Raw genomic sequence first — 17147 nt, forward strand, 5'->3', positions numbered from 1 at the left:
CCGGGGTCTCAGGGGACCTGGGCGGGCAGCCACGCCTGCCAGCCGGCGATGAACTCCTGACGGGTCACGCCGAGGACGGAGCGGAGGATCTCGTCCTCGGTGGCCGGGGTCTGGCGGGCGGCGGCCAGGCGGCGGTAGAGCTCGGCGAGGCGGGGTTGGTCGTACTTGTCGGCGACGAAAGCGCAGATCGACCAGGCCTGCTCATAGGTGGCGGCGGCTTTGGGGCCCGCGAAGTCGGCGTCGGCGGGCAGGTCCCCGGGCAGCGCGTGCAGGCGGACGCGCGCGGTGAGGCCGGGCGCGACGTCGGTGAAGGGGTGGCCTTGGTCGCGGTGGGCGACGTAGTCGGCGAAGCCCTCCAGCATCCACAGCGGGGCGCCGTCGCGAGTCTCGGCGCGGGTGGCGATGTGGGTCAGTTCGTGCCGCAGCAGTGTGCGCAGGCCCTCAGGGTCGAGGCGGCGGCCCGCGTCCGGGCTGAAGACGATGCGCTGACCCGTGGGCGGGGTGCCCGGAATGTACGGGTCGGCCACCGAAGCGGCCGCGACCTCGGCGGACATGATGGCGCCCCCGTGCACCAGCCCGGCGAACTCGGACGGCGACGAGGCGACGACGACCACGGTCGACTGCGGCCACCCCGGCCCCCACACCTCGGTGACCGCCGTGGTCGCCGCGCCGAGTGCCTGCTCGAGGACGTCCATTTCGATGCGCTGCGTCCGATGGCCCACGACCAAGGACTGTTGCCCGTCGCCGGTCGGCACCTGATGCGCGAGGATCGCGCCGAACGGTTCGATGTCGCGCCGGATCTCGGCCAAGCGCGGGTCGGTGGCGGTGGCCTGGCCGACCGCCTCGTGCTGGGCCGTGCCCTCAGGTTTCGGCAGCGCCGTGTTCGGCAGCAGCATCAGCGCGCCACAGAACCCGGTCAGCGCCACCACCATCGCGACGGTGAGACAGAACTCGAAGCGCCGCCGCGCCGACCACCACGCCCGCAATCCCCGCTCACCCCTCATGACCCACCCAGCCAGTGCCTAGTGCCCACTCATTGGTGTTCAGTATCGCCGAGCGGAGTGGTACGGCGTGGTGCTGATGGGTGCCACGGCGACCGGGACGCCGAAGGTGGAGGCGTGCACCATGAGTCCGTTGCCCGCGTAGATGCCGACATGGGAGATGTCGCTGTAGAAGAACACGACGTCGCCGGGCTGCAAATCGCTTTGCGCGACGGGCGTGCCGTAGGAGGCCTGCTGGGAACTCGTGCGCGGCACGTCCTTGCCGACCTGCTTGAACGCCCACTGCACGAGGCCGGAGCAGTCGAACTGGTGCGGTCCGGTCGCGCCCCAGACGTACGGGTCGCCGATGCGGGTGAGGCTCGCGGCCAGCGCGCTGGTGCCGCTGCCGGGCACCAGCCCCTGCAGCAGGGTGTCGCGGTCGAAGCCGGGCGGGAACGCCGGACCGGCGAGTGCGGCCTTGTCCTTGGTGGACAAGCCGGTCCACGCCTGCACCACCTGAACGATGGCGCCGCTGAGGTCGCTGCGCTTGCGTTCCAGCTCGCCGCGCACGGTTTCGGCCTTGGTCGCGGCCGCGTGCGCCTCGTCGGCGGCGCGGCGGGCGTCGGCTTCGGCGCTCTCGGCGGCGTCGGTGGCCTTCTTGTATCGCGCGAGTTGATCGGAGGTCTGCGCGGCGAGCACGTCCAGCGTGGACATCTGGTCGAGCAGTTGCTGCGGGGAATCGCTGACCAGCACGGCGAACAACCGGTTGGTGCGCGCGCCCTGATAGGCGGCGATCGCGGTGCGGTCGATCATCGGCTGGTACTTGCGTACTTCGTCGCGGGCCTGGTTCACCCGATCGGTGCTCTCGACCAGCTTGGCGTCGGCCTCGCGTTGCAGCCCGAGTTTGGTGTCCAGATCGGACTGGGCGTTGAGGGCCTGCTCGTTGAGCTGCTCGGACTGGCGGGACAGGTCGATCATCCGCTGCACGGCGTCGGCGGCGGTCGCGGGTAGGGCGACCGGATCGGCACCGACCGGGCCTGCGCCGTAGACGGTGGCGGTGGCCAGGATTCCGGCCGCCAACGCGCCGCCCACCAGACGTTTCGTGTCGAGCTTCAGCGTGCCCTGTCTCCGGTGTGCTGCCACAGGCTGCCGTGCCCCTGTTCTCTCGATCTGGTTGAACCGACGCAACGTCTTCCGGAAAACGGAGGTTTGCGGGGTGCGCGCCTCGGGTAGATCCAGAAGGTCTCGATTAGGTTACGGAACGGCCTGGGTCTGTGTCCAGTAAAGAACGAAACGATCACGGCCGCCATCCGGCGGTCGGGCCGCAACGTACGGCCCGACCAGCGGTTTCTCAGAAGCGACGGGCCCCGGCGATGGGCATCGATGAGATCGGCGCCACCTGCACGGGCGTGCCGGAGGTCGACGCGTGCACGACATTGCCGTCGCCTGCGTACAGGCCGGAGTGGCCGCCGCCGTAGAACGACACCAGGTCGCCCGGCTGCAGGTCGTCCATCGAGATCGGGCTGCCCGCGGCGAGCTGGGCGCCGCTGGTGCGCGGCAGCTCCAGGCCGGCCTGCGCGTAGGCCCACTTCACCAGGCCGGAGCAGTCGAAGGCGTTCGGGCCGGCGGCGCCGTACACGTACGGGGCGCCGATCTTGGTCATCGCGGCGTCGAGCGCCTCTTCGCCGATGGTCCTCTTCGGGGCGACGAACGGCAGCGGCTGCGCGGGCAGCTCGATGCCGGGGATGCCCTGCGGGATCTGAATCTCGTTCGGCACTTCGAAGGTTCCGACGCCGGGGATGGTCACCGGCTGAGCCGACGCGGGGGCGGCCGGAAGCAGGAACGCGCCGATGGTGGCAGCGCCGACGGCCCCGGCGGCGAAGGCACGCTGCGCCTGTCGCTTGACGGATTCGGTCGTCATGATGCGGTACTCCCAATCTGCCCCACGACGCCGCACCCTGACTGGTGCCGCGGACTTCGTGTCGTTCGCACCGGATGGGATGCGGCGGACTCCGTGAGGTCTCGAAAAGGTTACGAACACATCACGGTGGTTTGTAAAGTCGGACTCCGGCGAATTGTGTGCGCCTGTGTGAATTTCCGCTTAATCAATGTGAGATATGTCCCAGCAATCACGAAAAGATAACGACGCGGTGCCTCCGGTGGGCTTCCGGGTCGCGATCTCGGGCGCGTCCGGCGCGTCCTCGGGTGGGTCGAACGGGCCTCGACTGGGCATTCCCCCAGGTCGCCGGGCTCATTGCGGGGATATGTCCAGCTCCGATACCGGTCGGTCGGCCGCTCGGCTGTGATCGGTCACAGCGCACCGCCGACGGCGCGCCCGGACCGCTGGACACGCCAGGGCCGTTGATACGGTTTATGCAACAATGTGATCTACGCCACTTTTCGGAGTTCTAGATCGTTTCATGGGTAACGAAACGAAATCCCCACAGAGTAATTCGGACATTCTGTGTGGCTTTCGCGTGCGCGCGGGCGGTGCCGTCACCGGCCCGTCCTTGTCGGACCCACCGCCTACGCTCCAGCCCGTGTCCGTCCCCGCTCAGCGCAAGGCCGCAGCTCAGCAGTTGGTTTTCGACGACCTCGACACGCCCCTCTACGACACCACCTTCGTGGTGGTCGACCTGGAGACCACCGGAACCAGCCCCGGCGCGGACGCGATCACCGAGATCGGCGCGGTGAAGGTGCGCGGCGGCGAGGTGCTCGGTGAATTCGCGACCCTGGTCAATCCGGGACGGGCGGTGCCACCGGCGATCGTCCAGGTCACCGGCATCACCACCGCGATGGTGTACGCGGCACCGAGGATCGAGGCCGTGCTGCCCGGTTTCCTGGAGTTCGCCGCGGGCGCGGTGCTGGTGGCGCACAACGCACGCTTCGACATGGCGTTCCTGCGGGCCGCCGCGGCCCAGTGCGGGACAACCTGGCCCTCGGCGACGGTGCTGTGCACGGTGAAGCTGGCCCGGCGCGTGCTCGGCCGGGACGAGGCGCCGTCGGTCCGGTTGAGCGTGCTCGCCCAGCTGCTCGGCGCGAGCACCCAGCCGACGCACCGGGCACTCGACGACGCGCGCGCGACCGTCGACGTGTTGCACGCGTTGATCGGCCGGGTCGGTAACCAGGGCGTGCACAGCCTCACCGAGCTGGTCGACTACCTGCCCGACGTCACGCCCCGTCAGCGCGCCAAACGCTTCATGGCCGCGGACCTGCCCACCGCGCCGGGCGTCTACCTGTTCCGCGGTCCCTGCGACGAAGTCCTCTATATCGGCACTGCGGTGAATCTGCGTCGCCGCGTACGCAATTACTTCACCGGATCGGAAACCCGAGGGCGGATGAAGGAAATGGTCGCCCTCGCCACCCGGGTCGATCATGTGGTCTGCGCGCATGCCCTCGAAGCGGGTGTGCGGGAGTTGCGGCTGCTCGTCGCGCACACCCCGCCCTACAACCGGCGCTCCAAGTTTCCCAAGCGGGCCTGGTGGCTCACGCTCACCGACGAGCCGTTCCCCCGGTTCGCCGTGGTGCGCACCCCGAACCGGGATGCGCTGGGGCCGTTCAACTCTCGGATGGACGCCGCCGATCTCGCGCTGATCATCGCCGAGTTCACCGGCCTGCGTACGTGCAGTACCCGACTGTCCCGACGCGCGACGCACGCGTGCCCGCCCGCGATCGTCGGCGGCTGTCCCGCGGCCGTGCGCGGCACTCCTATTAATACAGAGGAATACGCGCCCGCTCCCGCGCTCGTGCGCGCCCTGTTCAGCGGATGCTCCGACGCGCCCGTCCGCGCCATGCTCGACCGCATCGAAATCCACTCCCGCGCCGAACATTTCGAGGCGGCCGCCCGGCTGCGCGACCGCACCGTCGCGGTGATCCGGGCCCTGCACCGCACCCAGCGTCTGGCTGCCATCGCGCGCATCGCCGAACTCGTCACCGCCCACCCCGACGGCGCGGGCGGGTGGGAGTTCGCCGTCATCCGCTACGGGCGCCTCGCGGCCGCGGGTACCGCCGCCCGCGGCGTCGCGCCCATGCCCGTGGTGGACCACCTCGTCGCCGCCGCCGAGACCGTGATCCCCGAGGGCACGGTGCCGCTCAATGTGCCGCCGCTGCGGGGAGCTTCGCCGGAGGAGGCGGCGTTGGTGGCGCGCTGGTTGGCGCGGGCGGGGGTGCGGATCGTGCACAGCACGGAGGGCTATCGGGAGCCGAGGTTCGGGGCGGGGCGCTGGCTCGGCTGGGCGGAGGTGGCCGACGTCGCCGCCCGCGGCCGGTCCGCCGAAGACGAGTACACACAGCGGTGACGGGCGTGGCGCGCATTACGCTGATCCCATGATTACCGCGATCGTGCTTATCGACGCCGACAACGGGCGTATTCCGGAGACCGCGCAGGCGGTGGCGGATACCGAAGGGGTCGCCGAGGTGTATTCGTGCGCAGGCGATGTGGACTTGATCGCGATCGTGCGGGTGCGCGACCACGAGCAGATCGCCGACGTGGTCACCGGACGGATCGACAAGACGCCCGGCGTCGCGCGCACCACCACGCACATCGCCTTCAAGTCGTATTCGAGCGCCGACGTGGAGGCGGGTTTCTCACTGGGGGAGTAGCGAACTACGTCAGCGATCACCCAGGGTGATCGTGAGCTTGGCCCATCGGTCGAGCAGTGCGGCGCCGTTGCCGGTGTCGATGGCTTCGGCGGCGCGGGTCATGCCGGTCGCCAAAGCATCGTGCACATCGGCCTCGAAATCGACGGTGCCCTGGGACAGGTCGTAGGCGACGATGGCCGCCGCGGAGTTCAACAGCACCGCGTCGCGAACGGGGCCGGTGCCGCCTGCCAGAACATCGCGGGCCACGCCCGCGTTGACCTCGGCGTCCCCGCCGCGCAACGCGGACAGGTCGACACGGGGGATGCCGAGGCGGGTCGGGTCGATGGTGGTCTCGCGACGCCTGCCCCCGAGACCACCCAGGCGGCGGTGGTGTCGGAGGTGGTGATCTCGTCCAGCCCGTCGTCGCCACGCACCACCAGCGCGCTGCCGCCGCGTTCGGTGAACACGCCCGCGATCACGGGCAGCAGGTCGGGGAAGGCGCAGCCGATGAGTCCGGCCCGCGGCTGAGCCGGGTTCGTCAGCGGTCCGAGCACGTTGAACACCGTGGGGATGCCGATTTCCTTGCGGGCCGCGCCGGCGAACCGCAGCGCGGGATGGAACGCCGGTGCGAAACAGAAACCGATGCCGACCTCGCGAATGCACCGTGCGACGGACTCCGGCCCGAGCGCGAGCCGCACGCCGAGCGCCTCGAGCACGTCGGCGCCGCCGCTCTTGGACGAGGCCGCGCGGTTGCCGTGCTTGACCACCGGCACCCCGGCCGCGGCGACCACGATCGAGGACATGGTGGAGATGTTCACCGAGCCGGAACGGTCACCGCCGGTGCCGACGATGTCGACCGCGTCGCCGTCGATGTGCACCAGCCGGGCGTGTTCGAGCATGCCGGTCGCCAGGCCGGCCAGTTCGGCGGGCGTCGGGCCCTTGATCTTCATCGCGACGCCGAACGCGGCGATCTGAGCGGAGGTGGCGTTGTCGGACATGATCTCGTCCATCGCCCATGCCGTGTCGTCCGCCGTCAGGTCGCCGCCGTCGGCGAGGGTTCCGAGCACCTGTGGCCAGCTACGCATGTTCCATTACTCCCGTTCACACTGGTTCAGGCACCAGTTGTCGAAAAAGCTTACTGTGCGCCTCTGCCGGAAAGCCCGTGCTTATGCGGGCCGAGGTTGCAGCGCGTCCCACCCGTCGGCGGTGCCTTCGTGCCGCTGCGCCAGGCCGGCCATCCGCGAGCGTTCCTGCGCGCAGTGCAGCGCGTCGAGCACCTGGACGCGTTGCAAGATCAGGTTTTCCAGTGGGTCGGTGCCCGCGCCGCCGACCCGCGGCGCGGGCGCGTAACCGTCCTGTGCGGCGATGGCGCACACCGTCTCCACCTGATCGGCCGGGATGCGCAGGTGATGGCGCAGCACGGCGGGCGCGTCGGCGTCCCAGCCGTCCGCGCGGGCCAGCGCCGCCGAGCACGCCTCGGCATCATCGAAACTCGCGGTGACCACCACGAGATCGGCCCGGCTCGGATCCAGCGTCGCCACCCCGCGGCGTCCGAACAGTCGCCGCCATATCCCCGCTGCCACATCGCCTCCATCTCAGCTTTTACTCAGTACTGCCTGTCATGCTGTGCGTGCGTGACCCGGCGAGAGCCGGTGCGCACCGCGCACGTTCGGCGAAACGATCTCCAACACGCCGAGCCCAGGTCGAGAGCCTGTCTGTCCGTGGGTTTTCCGACACGGAGACACAAGTTTCGCACCCGGGTACTTGTGTCGTACTACGACGAGTCATACTTACCCCCGTGACGACCGCAGTAGGGACCCCCGGATCGGCCATAACCCAGCGTGTGCACTCGCTGAATCGGCCCAACATGGTCAGCGTCGGTACCATCATCTGGCTGTCCAGCGAGTTGATGTTCTTCGCCGGCCTCTTCGCGATGTATTTCGTCGCGCGCGCCCAGGCCCACGGCAACTGGCCGCCGGAGCCGACCGAGCTGAACCTGAAGCTCGCCGTGCCGGTCACCGCCGTGCTGGTCGCCTCGTCGTTCACCTGCCAGATGGGTGTCTTCGCGGCGGAGCGTGGCGACGTGTTCGGCCTGCGGCGCTGGTATGTCATCACGCTGATCATGGGCGCGTTCTTCGTCGGCGGCCAGGGCTACGAGTACATGAACCTGGTCCACGAGGGCACCTCGATCTCGAGCAGCTCGTACGGCTCGGTGTTCTACATCACCACCGGCTTCCACGGTCTGCACGTCATCGGCGGTCTGATCGCCTTCGTGTTCCTGCTGATCCGCACCAAGGTCAGCAAGTTCACCCCGGCGCAGGCCACCGCCGCGATCGTCGTCTCGTACTACTGGCACTTCGTCGACATCGTCTGGATCGGGTTGTTCGCCACGATCTACTTCGTCCGCTGACCCGGGCGATACCCCAGTCTTTTGCACACGTCGGTTCCGTCTACTCCAAAGGGACACAGATGAGTTCATCTCCCCCGTCAGCGCCAGCGCCCGAACGCACAGGGAACGGCGAGGCCAGCAAGACGCGCAGGCAGCGCCGCGTTCGCCGTCGCATCGCGGGCGGCCTCGCGCTGTTGGTGGGCCTCGTCGGAGCAGGCTTCCTCGCCGCGGCCCTGACGCCGACCCCTCAGGTCGCGACCGCGAACGAGGACAAGACCGCGCTGATCCGCGAGGGTAACCAGCTTTACGACACCTCATGCATCACCTGCCACGGCGCCAACCTGCAGGGTGTCCAGGACCGTGGCCCGAGCCTGATCGGCGTCGGCGAGGCCGCCGTCTACTTCCAGGTCTCCTCCGGCCGCATGCCGATGGCTCGTAACGAGGCCCAGGCGCAGCGCAAGCCCGCCAAGTTCGACGCGCACCAGACCGACGCGCTGATGGCCTACGTCGCGGACAACGGCGGCGGCCCGAGCGTGGTCCGTGACGCGAACGGTGAGATCGCCCAGGAGTCGCTGCGCGGCGACGACATCGCGCGCGGTTCGGAGCTGTTCCGCATGAACTGCGCGTCCTGCCACAACTTCACCGGCCGCGGCGGCGCGCTGTCCTCCGGTAAGTTCGCCCCGCCGCTCGAGCCCGCCAGCGAGCAGCAGATCTACGACGCGATGCTGTCCGGCCCGCAGAACATGCCGAAGTTCTCCGATCGGCAGCTGAGCCCGGAAGAGAAGCGTGACATCGTCGCCTACGTGATGAACGCGAAGGAAGAGCGCGCCCCCGGCGGCTGGGACCTCGGTGGGTTCGGTCCCGCGACCGAGGGTCTGGTCATCTGGGTGGTCGGCATCACGCTGGTCGTGGGTGCCGCGATCTGGATCGGATCGCGGTCATGAGTGAAAAGGAGCCTAACGACATGGGTCGGCCGGATGAGGGCCACGACGGCGGCAAGCCGTCGACCGAGCAGGTCACAGGGGCCGGCGCCCATGTGGCCAAGACTGACGGCCATGCGCTGACGGAACCGACCGAGGCCGAACTCGACGCGATGAGCCGCGACGAGCTGGTCAAGCTCGGCACCGAGCGGGACGGCGTCGACGTCGCCTACCGGCGCGAGCGGTTCCCGGTTCCGGGCACCCGCGCCGAGAAGCGCGCCGAGCGCGCGGTCGCGTTCTGGTTCGCCGTGTCCGGTATCGCCGCCGCCGCGCTGGTCGGTGTGTTCCTGTTCTGGCCGTGGGAGTTCAAGGCCAACAAAGAGGACGGGCACGCCGCCTACTCGCTGTTCACGCCGCTGGTCGGCATCACCTTCGGTGTCTCGGTGCTGGTCATCGGCATCGCGGTGGTGTTGATCCGCAAGCTGTTCATCCCGGCCGAGCTGTCCATCCAGGACCGCCACGACGGTCCGTCGCCCGAGGTCGAGCGCCGCACCCTGGTCGCCGAGCTGAGCGACGCGCTGGACTCCTCCACGCTGGCCCGCCGCAAGCTGATCACCCGCACCGCCGGTGCCGGTGTCGGCGTGCTCGGCATCGGCGCGCTGCTGGTGTTCGTCGGCGGCATGGTGAAGAACCCGTGGGCCAAGGGCGACAAGTCGCCGCTGTGGGTCTCCGGCTGGACCCCGGACTACGAGGGCGAGACCATCTACATCCGGCGCGACACCGGTCGCCCGGAGGACGTCGTGCTGGTGCGTCCCGAGGATCTGGACGCGGGTGCCATGGAGACGGTCTTCCCCTGGAAAGAGAAGTGGCGCGGTGACGAGCACGCCACCCTGCAGTCGCTGCGCGGTATCCGCAACGCGGTCATGCTGATTCGCCTGCGCACCGAAGACGCGCAGAAGGCGATCAAGCGCAAGGGTCAGGAGAGCTTCAACTACGGCGACTACTTCGCCTACTCGAAGATCTGCACCCACCTCGGTTGCCCGACGTCGCTGTTCGAGCAGCAGACCAACAAGATCCTGTGCCCCTGCCACCAGTCGCAGTTCCTGGCGACCGAGTGGGGCAAGCCGGTCTTCGGTCCCGCCGCCCGCGCGCTGCCGCAGCTGCCGATCACCGTCAACTCCGAGGGCTTCCTGGTCGCCAACGGCGACTTCATCGAGCCGCTCGGACCGGCCTTCTGGGAGCGTCGTTCATGAGTGAACGTAGTGAACGAATCATGTGCCAGCGTGCAGGGCACATGACGGAATCGAGCGTCAGCGAGGTGCGGTCATGAGCCCTTCTATCGCAGCTCAGGCGAACGAGGCGGACGAGCGCTATCGCGCCGCCGCGTTCATGAAGCGGTCGATCAACAAGGTCTTCCCGACCCACTGGTCGTTCCTGCTCGGTGAGATCGCGCTGTACAGCTTCATCATTCTGCTGCTGTCGGGCGTCTACCTGACCCTGTTCTTCGATCCGTCGATGACCGAGGTCGTCTACAACGGCGCGTACCAGCCGCTGCGTGGTGTCACCATGTCGCGGGCCTACGAGTCCTCGCTGAACATCACCTTCGAGGTGCGTGGCGGTCTGTTCGTCCGCCAGGTGCATCACTGGGCGGCGCTGCTGTTCGCGGCGTCGATCATCATCCACCTGTTCCGCATCTTCTTCACCGGCGCGTTCCGCAAGCCGCGTGAGGCGAACTGGGTGATCGGCTGCCTGCTGCTGATCCTGGCCATGTTCGAGGGCTTCTTCGGCTACTCGCTGCCCGACGACCTGCTCTCGGGTACCGGCCTGCGCGCCGCGTTCGGCGGTATCACGATGAGCGTGCCGATCGCGGGCACCTGGTTGCACTGGCTGATCTTCGGCGGTGACTTCCCCGGCAACATCATCATCCCGCGCCTCTACATCGCGCACGTGCTGCTGTTCCCGGGCATCATCCTGGCCCTGATCGCCGCGCACGTCGCGCTGGTCTGGTACCAGAAGCACACCCAGTTCCCCGGCCCGGGCCGGACCGAGAACAACGTGGTCGGCGCGCGCATCGTGCCGGTGTTCGCCGCGGATCAGGGCGCGTTCTTCGCCTTCACCCTCGGCATCGTCGGCATCATGGGCGGCGTCTTCCAGATCAACCCGATCTGGAACCTGGGCCCGTACAACCCGTCTCAGGTCTCCGCGGGTTCGCAGCCGGACTTCTACATGATGTGGACCGACGGCATGGCCCGGCTCATGCCGCCGTGGGAGCTGTACCTGGGCCGCTACACGGTGCCCGCGGTGTTCTGGGTCGCGCTGATCATGGGCCTGGTGTTCACCGTCCTGATCGCCTACCCGTGGATCGAGAAGCGGCTCACCGGCGACGTGGGTTCGCATCACAACCTGCTGCAGCGTCCGCGTGACGTGCCGGTCCGCACCGCGATCGGCGCCATGGCGATCGGTTTCTACGTGGTCCTGACGCTGTCGTGCGTCAACGACATCCTGGCGCTCAAGTTCGACATCTCGTTGAACGCGACCACCTGGATGGGCCGCATCGGCCTGCTCGTGGTGCCGCCGGTGGCGTACTTCATCACCTACCGGTTCTGCATCGGCCTGCAGCGCAGCGACCGCGCGGTGCTCGAGCACGGCATCGAGACCGGTGTGATCAAGCGGCTGCCGCACGGTGAGTACATCGAGGTGCACCAGCCGCTCGGCCCGGTCGACGACCACGGTCACCCGATCCCGCTGGAGTACCAGGGCGCCCCGGTCCCGAAGAAGATGAGCAAGCTGGGTTCGGCTGGTAAGCCGGGCACCGGTAGCTTCCTGCGCCCCGATCCGTGGCAGGAGAGCGAGAAGCACTTCGAGATCGAGCACGCCGAGGAGCATCGCCAGCTCGCGGTGCTGCAGCAGCGCCAAGAGCTGGAGAACGGTGGCAAGCACAGCCACTGACAGCTGAGGCACGTGCAGGCCCTGCGTCCGACCGGACGCGGGGCCTGCTTTTTCAACCGCGTTGCCGGTGGCACGTGGCGACCCAAGTCCCATGACGGTGGATTCCTGTCCAGTACACAGCGATTCTCGTAGATTTCGGACGAAATCTGTGGTCTGAGCGCTGATGACTCGCGTTTTGGTGCGTAGGATGTAGCTGTGCTGATTCGATTCGAAGTGTCGAACTTCCGATCGATCCTGGACCGGGTGGAGCTGTCGATGGTTGCGATCGATCGTGATCGATCGGCCGCGCGCGCGGCACCGATGCTTGGGGAGCACCTGCTCACGGTGGCAGGCATCTACGGCCCTAACGCCTCGGGGAAGTCGAACGTTCTAGCTGCGCTGCAGTGGATCCGGGATGCTGTCCGGCTATCCGTCCGGGCTTGGGATGAGTCAATTCCGCTCGAACCCTTCGCCTTTGGTGACGGTCCGAGCCGAACTACGGAGTTCGCGGTCGAGCTACTCGTGAACGGCATCCGCTACGAGTATTCGGTCGAACTGGACAACCAGCGTGTGTATTACGAGGGCCTTTTTCACTACCCAGAGAAGAAGCGTCGCAGAATCTTTGAGCGTGAAGGATTGAAGCTCACCCTGCAGCGTGGCTTGGGTGAGCTTGCTGGCGCTCGTCAGCTGCTCACGGATAGAACCCTCGCGCTTTCCGCTGCTCGGCGCTTCGATGATCCGGTCGTATCCGGTTTTGCGAATTCCTTGATCGATATGAGGACACGTGGGGTGGGCATGCCTCGAAGTGTGTTCTATTTCGGTGGAGGTGGCTCCACTGATCGGTGGTTCGATTCGGAGCGGGCACTCCGCATGCCGGAGGGCGACGCGGTAGATTCTTTTGACGACGATAACCGTGCAGAAAGTGGTCTCGAAAAGCAGGTAGCTGAACGTGAAAGGGATCGACGCGACGCGCTTGCGCTGTTGCGTATGGCGGATCTGGGCATCGAGGATGTTCTTTTTACCGAAGAGCATCTTACGGCTCCGTCTGGTGAGGTTCGCACGCGGAGGCGGCCACGACTGGTGCATCGGACTTCTGCTGAGTCGGCGCCTCTCGACTTTTCGGCGGAATCTGCCGGAACTCGTAGCTGGTATCAGTTGATCGGATTGCTGCTGAGTACACTTCGTTCGGGATCGATGTTGTTGCTGGATGAGATCGACGCGAGCCTGCATCCGACACTGTCCGCTCAGTTGATCGAGTTGTTTCATGATTCCGTTACGAATCCAATGGGGGCTCAACTGATTTTCACGACGCACGATACCAGCTTGCTCAATCACCTCAATCGTGATGAAGTTTGGTTTACGGAGAAGACGCCTGACGCCGCCACTAGGCTCGGTGCTCTTGCCGAGTTCGCGGGTGAACGGGTTCGAAAGTCTAAGAATTTGGAGAACGCTTATCTCCATGGTCGCTTCGGGGCGTTGCCGGACGTCGATACTACTGAGCTCCTGCGGGCGCTCGGTATGATTGCCTGAGTGACATGGCGGCGCGACGTCGACCGACTCGACCGCTCGGCCGGAAAGTTGGTACTCGTGCGGAGTATCGAACAATACTGGTCTTTTGTGAAGGCGCGAATACTGAGCCGGACTACTTGAAGGCGGTCAAGGATTTGCCCCATGTCAAGGCCAATGCTTCGGTAAAGATCGTACTGGACCCTTGCCAGGGCGTGCCTCTTACCCTTGTTCAGCGTGCGGTCGAGCGCATGCAAGATTCCGAAATTGACGAATGCTGGTGCGTTTTTGACGTTGAATGGCCCAAGAATCACCCGAACCTTAAGGATGCGGTCGGGTTGGCGAAGGCTCACGGCGTCGGGTTGGCGATCTCGAATCCGTGCTTCGAACTCTGGTTGATTCTCCATCATCGGGAGCATAGCTCGTACATTGATACCAAATGCGCTGAGAGTGCTAGCAAAAAGCTCGACGGGCGCGGTGGAAAACACATTGATCCAGCCGTTTACATGCCATTGCGAAAAAGCGCCGAACGGCGCGCGGCGGTACTCGCAAAGCGCCACGAGGGTGATGGCAATACCCTGCCGAACAACAATCCTTCGTCATCGATGTACGAGTTACTTCAAGTGCTCGAGCGGTCGGCAGATCCTCTCGGCTAGTACCATCGCATGAGCAGCATAAACGAAGGCCCCGAGTCGAATCCGACTCGGGGCCTTCGTTTATGATCAGCGTCTGCGCGCCGCCTCGATGGCTTCGAACTTGGCCAGATTGTGCCTGGCGTCGGCGAGCGCGTCGTGCGCGTCCGGCGGGACCGGGGGCAGCTCGGGGCGGCCGTGCGCGTCCCAGTGCTGGCGCAGTTCGTTGGTGTAGCGGGGGAGCGCGCTGGGCAGATCGACCATCGAACCCCACAGCTGGCACAGCGCCACGTGGTCGTAGGCGCCGACCCAGGCCCACAGTTCCGGCACCACCGACGAGCGCGGCACCAGGAACTTGTACAGCTCGTCGCGGATCTGCTTGCGGCTGCGATACAGCGACGAGGACGGTGAGGGCAGCTGCGGCAGCACATGCTTGCGCACCCACGGACCGGCCCGCCCCGGGTCGAATTCGGTGGACACCGCGTAATATTCGCGGCCGTCCTCGCAGACGACACCGATGGAGACCAGGTCGATGACCACCCCGTCCTCGATGAATTCGCAGTCGTAAAAATATCGAAGCGAGATCGCTCTACTCCTCCGCAGTTCGGTGTTGCCCCCGGATAAAGTTTCGGACTTCACCCTAAGCGCGCCGACGCCGTCATTCGCGTCCGGGCAGGGTGGTGGCGGTCACCACCCCACGGTGGGTACCGGGCCCGTCCGATGGGTCCGTATTCTGAACGAGTGAACTGGACCGTCGACGTACCCATCGATCGCCTGCCGGAACTGCCGCCGCTGCCCACGGAGCTGCGCAGGCGGTTGGATGAGGCGCTGGCCCGCCCGGCGCTACAGCAGCCGTCGTGGGATCCGGAGCAGGCGGCGGTGATGCGCACCGTGCTCGAGAGCGTGCCGCCGATCTGTGTGCCCGCCGAGGTCGAGGAGCTGCGCGAGCAGCTCGCCGAGGTGGCCCGTGGCGAGGCGTTCCTCATGCAGGGCGGCGACTGTGCGGAGACCTTCGCCGACAACACCGAGCCGCATATCCGCGGCAATATCCGCACCCTGCTGCAGATGGCGGTCGTGCTCACCTACGGCGCGAGCATGCCGGTGGTCAAGGTCGCCCGGATCGCGGGCCAGTACGCGAAGCCGCGCTCCTCCGACACCGACGCGCTCGGCCTCAAGTCCTACCGCGGCGACATGGTCAACGCGCTCGTCGCCGACGCCGCGATGCGCGAACACGATCCGTCGCGTCTGGTGCGCGCGTACGCCAACGCGAGCGCCGCGATGAACCTGGTGCGCGCGCTGACCGGCGCCGGCATGGCCGACCTGCACAAGGTGCACGACTGGAACCGCGATTTCGTCGCGCAGTCGCCCGCGGGCGCGCGCTACGAGGCGTTGGCCGAGGAGATCGACCGCGGTCTGGCGTTCATGACCGCCTGCCGGGTGAACGACCCGAGCCTGAAGTCCGCGCGCATCTACGCCAGCCACGAGGCGCTGGTGCTCGACTACGAGCGGGCGATGCTGCGGCTGAGCGAGAACGCGGCGGGTGAGCCGGTGCTCTACGACCTGTCCGCGCACTTCCTGTGGATCGGCGAGCGGACCAGGCAGCTCGACGGTGCGCACATCGCGCTCGCCGAATTGCTCGCGAACCCGATCGGGCTGAAGATCGGCCCGACCACCACGCCCGACCAGGCCGTGGAGTACGTCGAACGGCTCGACCCGAACAACGAGCCCGGCCGGTTGACCATCGTGTCCCGGATGGGCAACAGCAAGGTCCGCGACGTGTTGCCGCCCATCATCGAGAAGGTGCAGGCCACCGGTCACCAGGTGATCTGGCAGTGCGACCCGATGCACGGCAATACCCACGAGGCCTCCACCGGTTTCAAGACCAGGCACTTCGACCGCATCGTCGACGAGGTCCAGGGCTTCTTCGAGGTGCATCACGCCCTCGGTACCCACCCCGGCGGCCTGCACATCGAGCTCACCGGCGAGGACGTCACCGAGTGCCTCGGCGGCGCGCAGGACATCTCCGACCTGGACCTGTCCGGTCGCTACGAGACCGCCTGCGACCCACGCCTCAACACCCAGCAGTCCCTGGAACTGGCCTTCCTGGTCGCCGAAATGCTGCGCTGAGCAACGCTTCTCGGCGGTATCGCGCCGGGGTCGGTGCGGTGAAGTGCCCGAAAGTCACTGGGGGATAGGGCATTCGGGCATTTCGGTCGTGGGGTGTGGCGCGCTGGGGATGTCGTCGGCGCCGTGCGAAACTCGTCGCGATGCTCACCTACTTCGAAGCGACGGTCATCGGCGTAGTGCAGGGAGTCACCGAGCTGTTCCCGGTCTCCAGCCTGGGACATTCGGTGCTGCTCGCGGCGTGGCTCGGCGGTGATTGGCAGCGGCTGGTCGATCAGGGCGAGTCGGACACGGGCACACCGTATTTGGCCTTCGTGGTGGCCTTGCACGTGGGCACGGCGGTCGCGTTGCTCGGCTACTACCGGCGTGATTGGCGCGCCATCGCCGTCGGATTCGCCGGGCTGCTACGCACCGGCCGGGCCGAAACCGTCGCAGAGCGACTGGCCTTGCTCATCGTGGTGGCCACCCTGCCGGTCGCGGCGCTCGGGCCGTTCCTGCAGCATCCGTTGCACGTGCTGTTCGCGGCGCCGATCTACGCCGCGATCTTCCTGACGCTCAACGGCGTCGTGCTGACCATCGGCGAGGGCCTGCGCCGCCGCAACGAGCCGACGCTGGCTCAGTACGGTCGTCAGTTCGCGCTGCACGCGCGAGCCGGGGTGCTCACCGCGCGGGCGCGCAAACGTAGTGCGGATCGACGCCTGGCCGCGCTCGAACTGGAGGATGCCCTCGGCATCGGTTTCGCGCAGGTCGGTGCCCTGTTGACCGGGTTCAGCCGGGCCGGGCTGACCATGGTCGGTGGACTGTGGCGTGGCCTGCCGCACGAGCAGGCCGCGAAATTCGCGTTCCTGCTCGCGACTCCGGCGATCCTGGGTGCGGGTCTGATGGAGATTCCGGAGCTGGCGGGGCCGGGCACCGCGGGCGTGCGCGGGCCGGTGCTGGTCGGCGCGATCGCCTCCGGTGTGTCGTCCTGGCTGGCGGTGCGCTTCCTGGAGCGCTACTTCCAGACCCGCACGCTGCTCCCGTTCGCGCTGTACTGCCTGGTGGTGGGGTCGGTGTCGATCGTCCGATTCCTCTGATCCGGTTCGTC

The 17147-nt window shown here is 67.1% G+C and carries 15 protein-coding genes and 1 pseudogene; 10 read left to right on the forward strand and 6 right to left on the reverse strand.

Annotation, left to right across the window (positions count from 1 at the left end):
• Positions 1 to 8 precede the first annotated feature (8 nt).
• The 3 genes from F5X71_RS11175 to F5X71_RS11185 form a co-directional block, all read right to left on the reverse strand.
• Positions 9 to 1004 carry a hypothetical protein gene (locus tag F5X71_RS11175; protein ID WP_167461885.1) on the reverse strand — a complete coding sequence of 332 codons (996 nt, stop codon included), beginning with the start codon at positions 1002 to 1004 and terminating at the stop codon, positions 9 to 11.
• Between the two features lie 39 nt (positions 1005 to 1043).
• Positions 1044 to 2123, reverse strand: a complete 1080-nt coding sequence (locus F5X71_RS11180) for an NlpC/P60 family protein (RefSeq protein ID WP_428981464.1) — start codon at positions 2121 to 2123, stop codon at positions 1044 to 1046.
• A 208-nt stretch (positions 2124 to 2331) separates the two neighbouring features.
• Complete coding sequence (locus tag F5X71_RS11185; RefSeq protein WP_167461886.1) at positions 2332 to 2901, reverse strand: C40 family peptidase; 570 nt, start codon at positions 2899 to 2901, stop codon at positions 2332 to 2334.
• 619 nt (positions 2902 to 3520) lie between these two features.
• Here F5X71_RS11185 and F5X71_RS11190 point away from each other — a divergent pair.
• Positions 3521 to 5278 carry a DEDD exonuclease domain-containing protein gene (locus F5X71_RS11190; RefSeq protein ID WP_167461887.1) on the forward strand — a complete coding sequence of 586 codons (1758 nt, stop codon included), beginning with the start codon at positions 3521 to 3523 and terminating at the stop codon, positions 5276 to 5278.
• 28 nt (positions 5279 to 5306) lie between these two features.
• Complete coding sequence (locus tag F5X71_RS11195) at positions 5307 to 5582, forward strand: Lrp/AsnC family transcriptional regulator (protein WP_167461888.1); 276 nt, start codon at positions 5307 to 5309, stop codon at positions 5580 to 5582.
• 9 nt (positions 5583 to 5591) lie between these two features.
• Here F5X71_RS11195 and trpD read toward each other — a convergent pair.
• Together trpD and F5X71_RS11205 are read right to left on the reverse strand one after the other, a co-directional pair.
• Positions 5592 to 6646: pseudogene (trpD, locus tag F5X71_RS11200) on the reverse strand (anthranilate phosphoribosyltransferase).
• Between the two features lie 81 nt (positions 6647 to 6727).
• Positions 6728 to 7144 (reverse strand): hypothetical protein, encoded by a 417-nt coding sequence (locus F5X71_RS11205; RefSeq protein WP_167461889.1) that lies wholly within the window; start codon positions 7142 to 7144, stop codon positions 6728 to 6730.
• 215 nt (positions 7145 to 7359) lie between these two features.
• Between F5X71_RS11205 and ctaE the strand changes: the two genes are divergently transcribed.
• The 6 genes from ctaE (at position 7360) to F5X71_RS11235 (ending at position 13960) form a co-directional block, all read left to right on the forward strand.
• Positions 7360 to 7971 (forward strand): aa3-type cytochrome oxidase subunit III, encoded by a 612-nt coding sequence (gene ctaE / locus F5X71_RS11210; RefSeq protein WP_029893672.1) that lies wholly within the window; start codon positions 7360 to 7362, stop codon positions 7969 to 7971.
• A 59-nt stretch (positions 7972 to 8030) separates the two neighbouring features.
• Positions 8031 to 8894, forward strand: a complete 864-nt coding sequence (gene qcrC, locus F5X71_RS11215; protein ID WP_167461890.1) for a cytochrome bc1 complex diheme cytochrome c subunit — start codon at positions 8031 to 8033, stop codon at positions 8892 to 8894.
• A 20-nt stretch (positions 8895 to 8914) separates the two neighbouring features.
• Positions 8915 to 10123 carry a cytochrome bc1 complex Rieske iron-sulfur subunit gene (gene qcrA / locus F5X71_RS11220; RefSeq protein WP_194250765.1) on the forward strand — a complete coding sequence of 403 codons (1209 nt, stop codon included), beginning with the start codon at positions 8915 to 8917 and terminating at the stop codon, positions 10121 to 10123.
• A gap of 73 nt (positions 10124 to 10196) precedes the next feature.
• Positions 10197 to 11819 (forward strand): cytochrome bc1 complex cytochrome b subunit, encoded by a 1623-nt coding sequence (gene qcrB / locus F5X71_RS11225; protein ID WP_167461891.1) that lies wholly within the window; start codon positions 10197 to 10199, stop codon positions 11817 to 11819.
• 195 nt (positions 11820 to 12014) lie between these two features.
• Complete coding sequence (locus tag F5X71_RS11230) at positions 12015 to 13328, forward strand: AAA family ATPase (protein WP_167461892.1); 1314 nt, start codon at positions 12015 to 12017, stop codon at positions 13326 to 13328.
• Positions 13329 to 13333: 5 nt separating this feature from the next.
• On the forward strand, positions 13334 to 13960 hold the full coding sequence (locus F5X71_RS11235; RefSeq protein WP_167461893.1) for an RloB family protein: 627 nt from the start codon (positions 13334 to 13336) through the stop codon (positions 13958 to 13960).
• 66 nt (positions 13961 to 14026) lie between these two features.
• Here F5X71_RS11235 and F5X71_RS11240 read toward each other — a convergent pair whose 3' ends face one another.
• Positions 14027 to 14521 (reverse strand): polyadenylate-specific 3'-exoribonuclease AS, encoded by a 495-nt coding sequence (locus tag F5X71_RS11240; RefSeq protein ID WP_167466378.1) that lies wholly within the window; start codon positions 14519 to 14521, stop codon positions 14027 to 14029.
• A gap of 156 nt (positions 14522 to 14677) precedes the next feature.
• On the opposite strand from F5X71_RS11240, the gene F5X71_RS11245 reads away from it, so the two are divergent.
• Positions 14678 to 16063 carry a class II 3-deoxy-7-phosphoheptulonate synthase gene (locus F5X71_RS11245; RefSeq protein ID WP_167461894.1) on the forward strand — a complete coding sequence of 462 codons (1386 nt, stop codon included), beginning with the start codon at positions 14678 to 14680 and terminating at the stop codon, positions 16061 to 16063.
• A 140-nt stretch (positions 16064 to 16203) separates the two neighbouring features.
• Positions 16204 to 17136 carry an undecaprenyl-diphosphate phosphatase gene (locus tag F5X71_RS11250; RefSeq protein WP_167461895.1) on the forward strand — a complete coding sequence of 311 codons (933 nt, stop codon included), beginning with the start codon at positions 16204 to 16206 and terminating at the stop codon, positions 17134 to 17136.
• The last annotated feature ends 11 nt before the right edge of the window (positions 17137 to 17147 follow it).

Origin of the sequence: Nocardia brasiliensis, assembly GCF_011801125.1 — a bacterium.
Classification (GTDB): Bacteria; Actinomycetota; Actinomycetes; order Mycobacteriales; family Mycobacteriaceae; genus Nocardia; species Nocardia brasiliensis_C.

Bases quoted from the DNA above. Each gene is read 5' to 3' on its own strand.
- F5X71_RS11235 (WP_167461893.1), top strand. From the start codon at position 13,334: ATGGCGGCGCGACGTCGACCGACTCGACCGCTCGGCCGGAAAGTTGGT.
- qcrA (WP_194250765.1), top strand. From the start codon at position 8,915: ATGGGTCGGCCGGATGAGGGCCACGACGGCGGCAAGCCGTCGACCGAG.
- F5X71_RS11185 (WP_167461886.1), bottom strand. From the start codon at position 2,901: ATGACGACCGAATCCGTCAAGCGACAGGCGCAGCGTGCCTTCGCCGCC.
- qcrC (WP_167461890.1), top strand. From the start codon at position 8,031: ATGAGTTCATCTCCCCCGTCAGCGCCAGCGCCCGAACGCACAGGGAAC.
- qcrB (WP_167461891.1), top strand. From the start codon at position 10,197: ATGAGCCCTTCTATCGCAGCTCAGGCGAACGAGGCGGACGAGCGCTAT.
- F5X71_RS11250 (WP_167461895.1), top strand. From the start codon at position 16,204: ATGCTCACCTACTTCGAAGCGACGGTCATCGGCGTAGTGCAGGGAGTC.
- F5X71_RS11175 (WP_167461885.1), bottom strand. From the start codon at position 1,004: ATGAGGGGTGAGCGGGGATTGCGGGCGTGGTGGTCGGCGCGGCGGCGC.
- F5X71_RS11195 (WP_167461888.1), top strand. From the start codon at position 5,307: ATGATTACCGCGATCGTGCTTATCGACGCCGACAACGGGCGTATTCCG.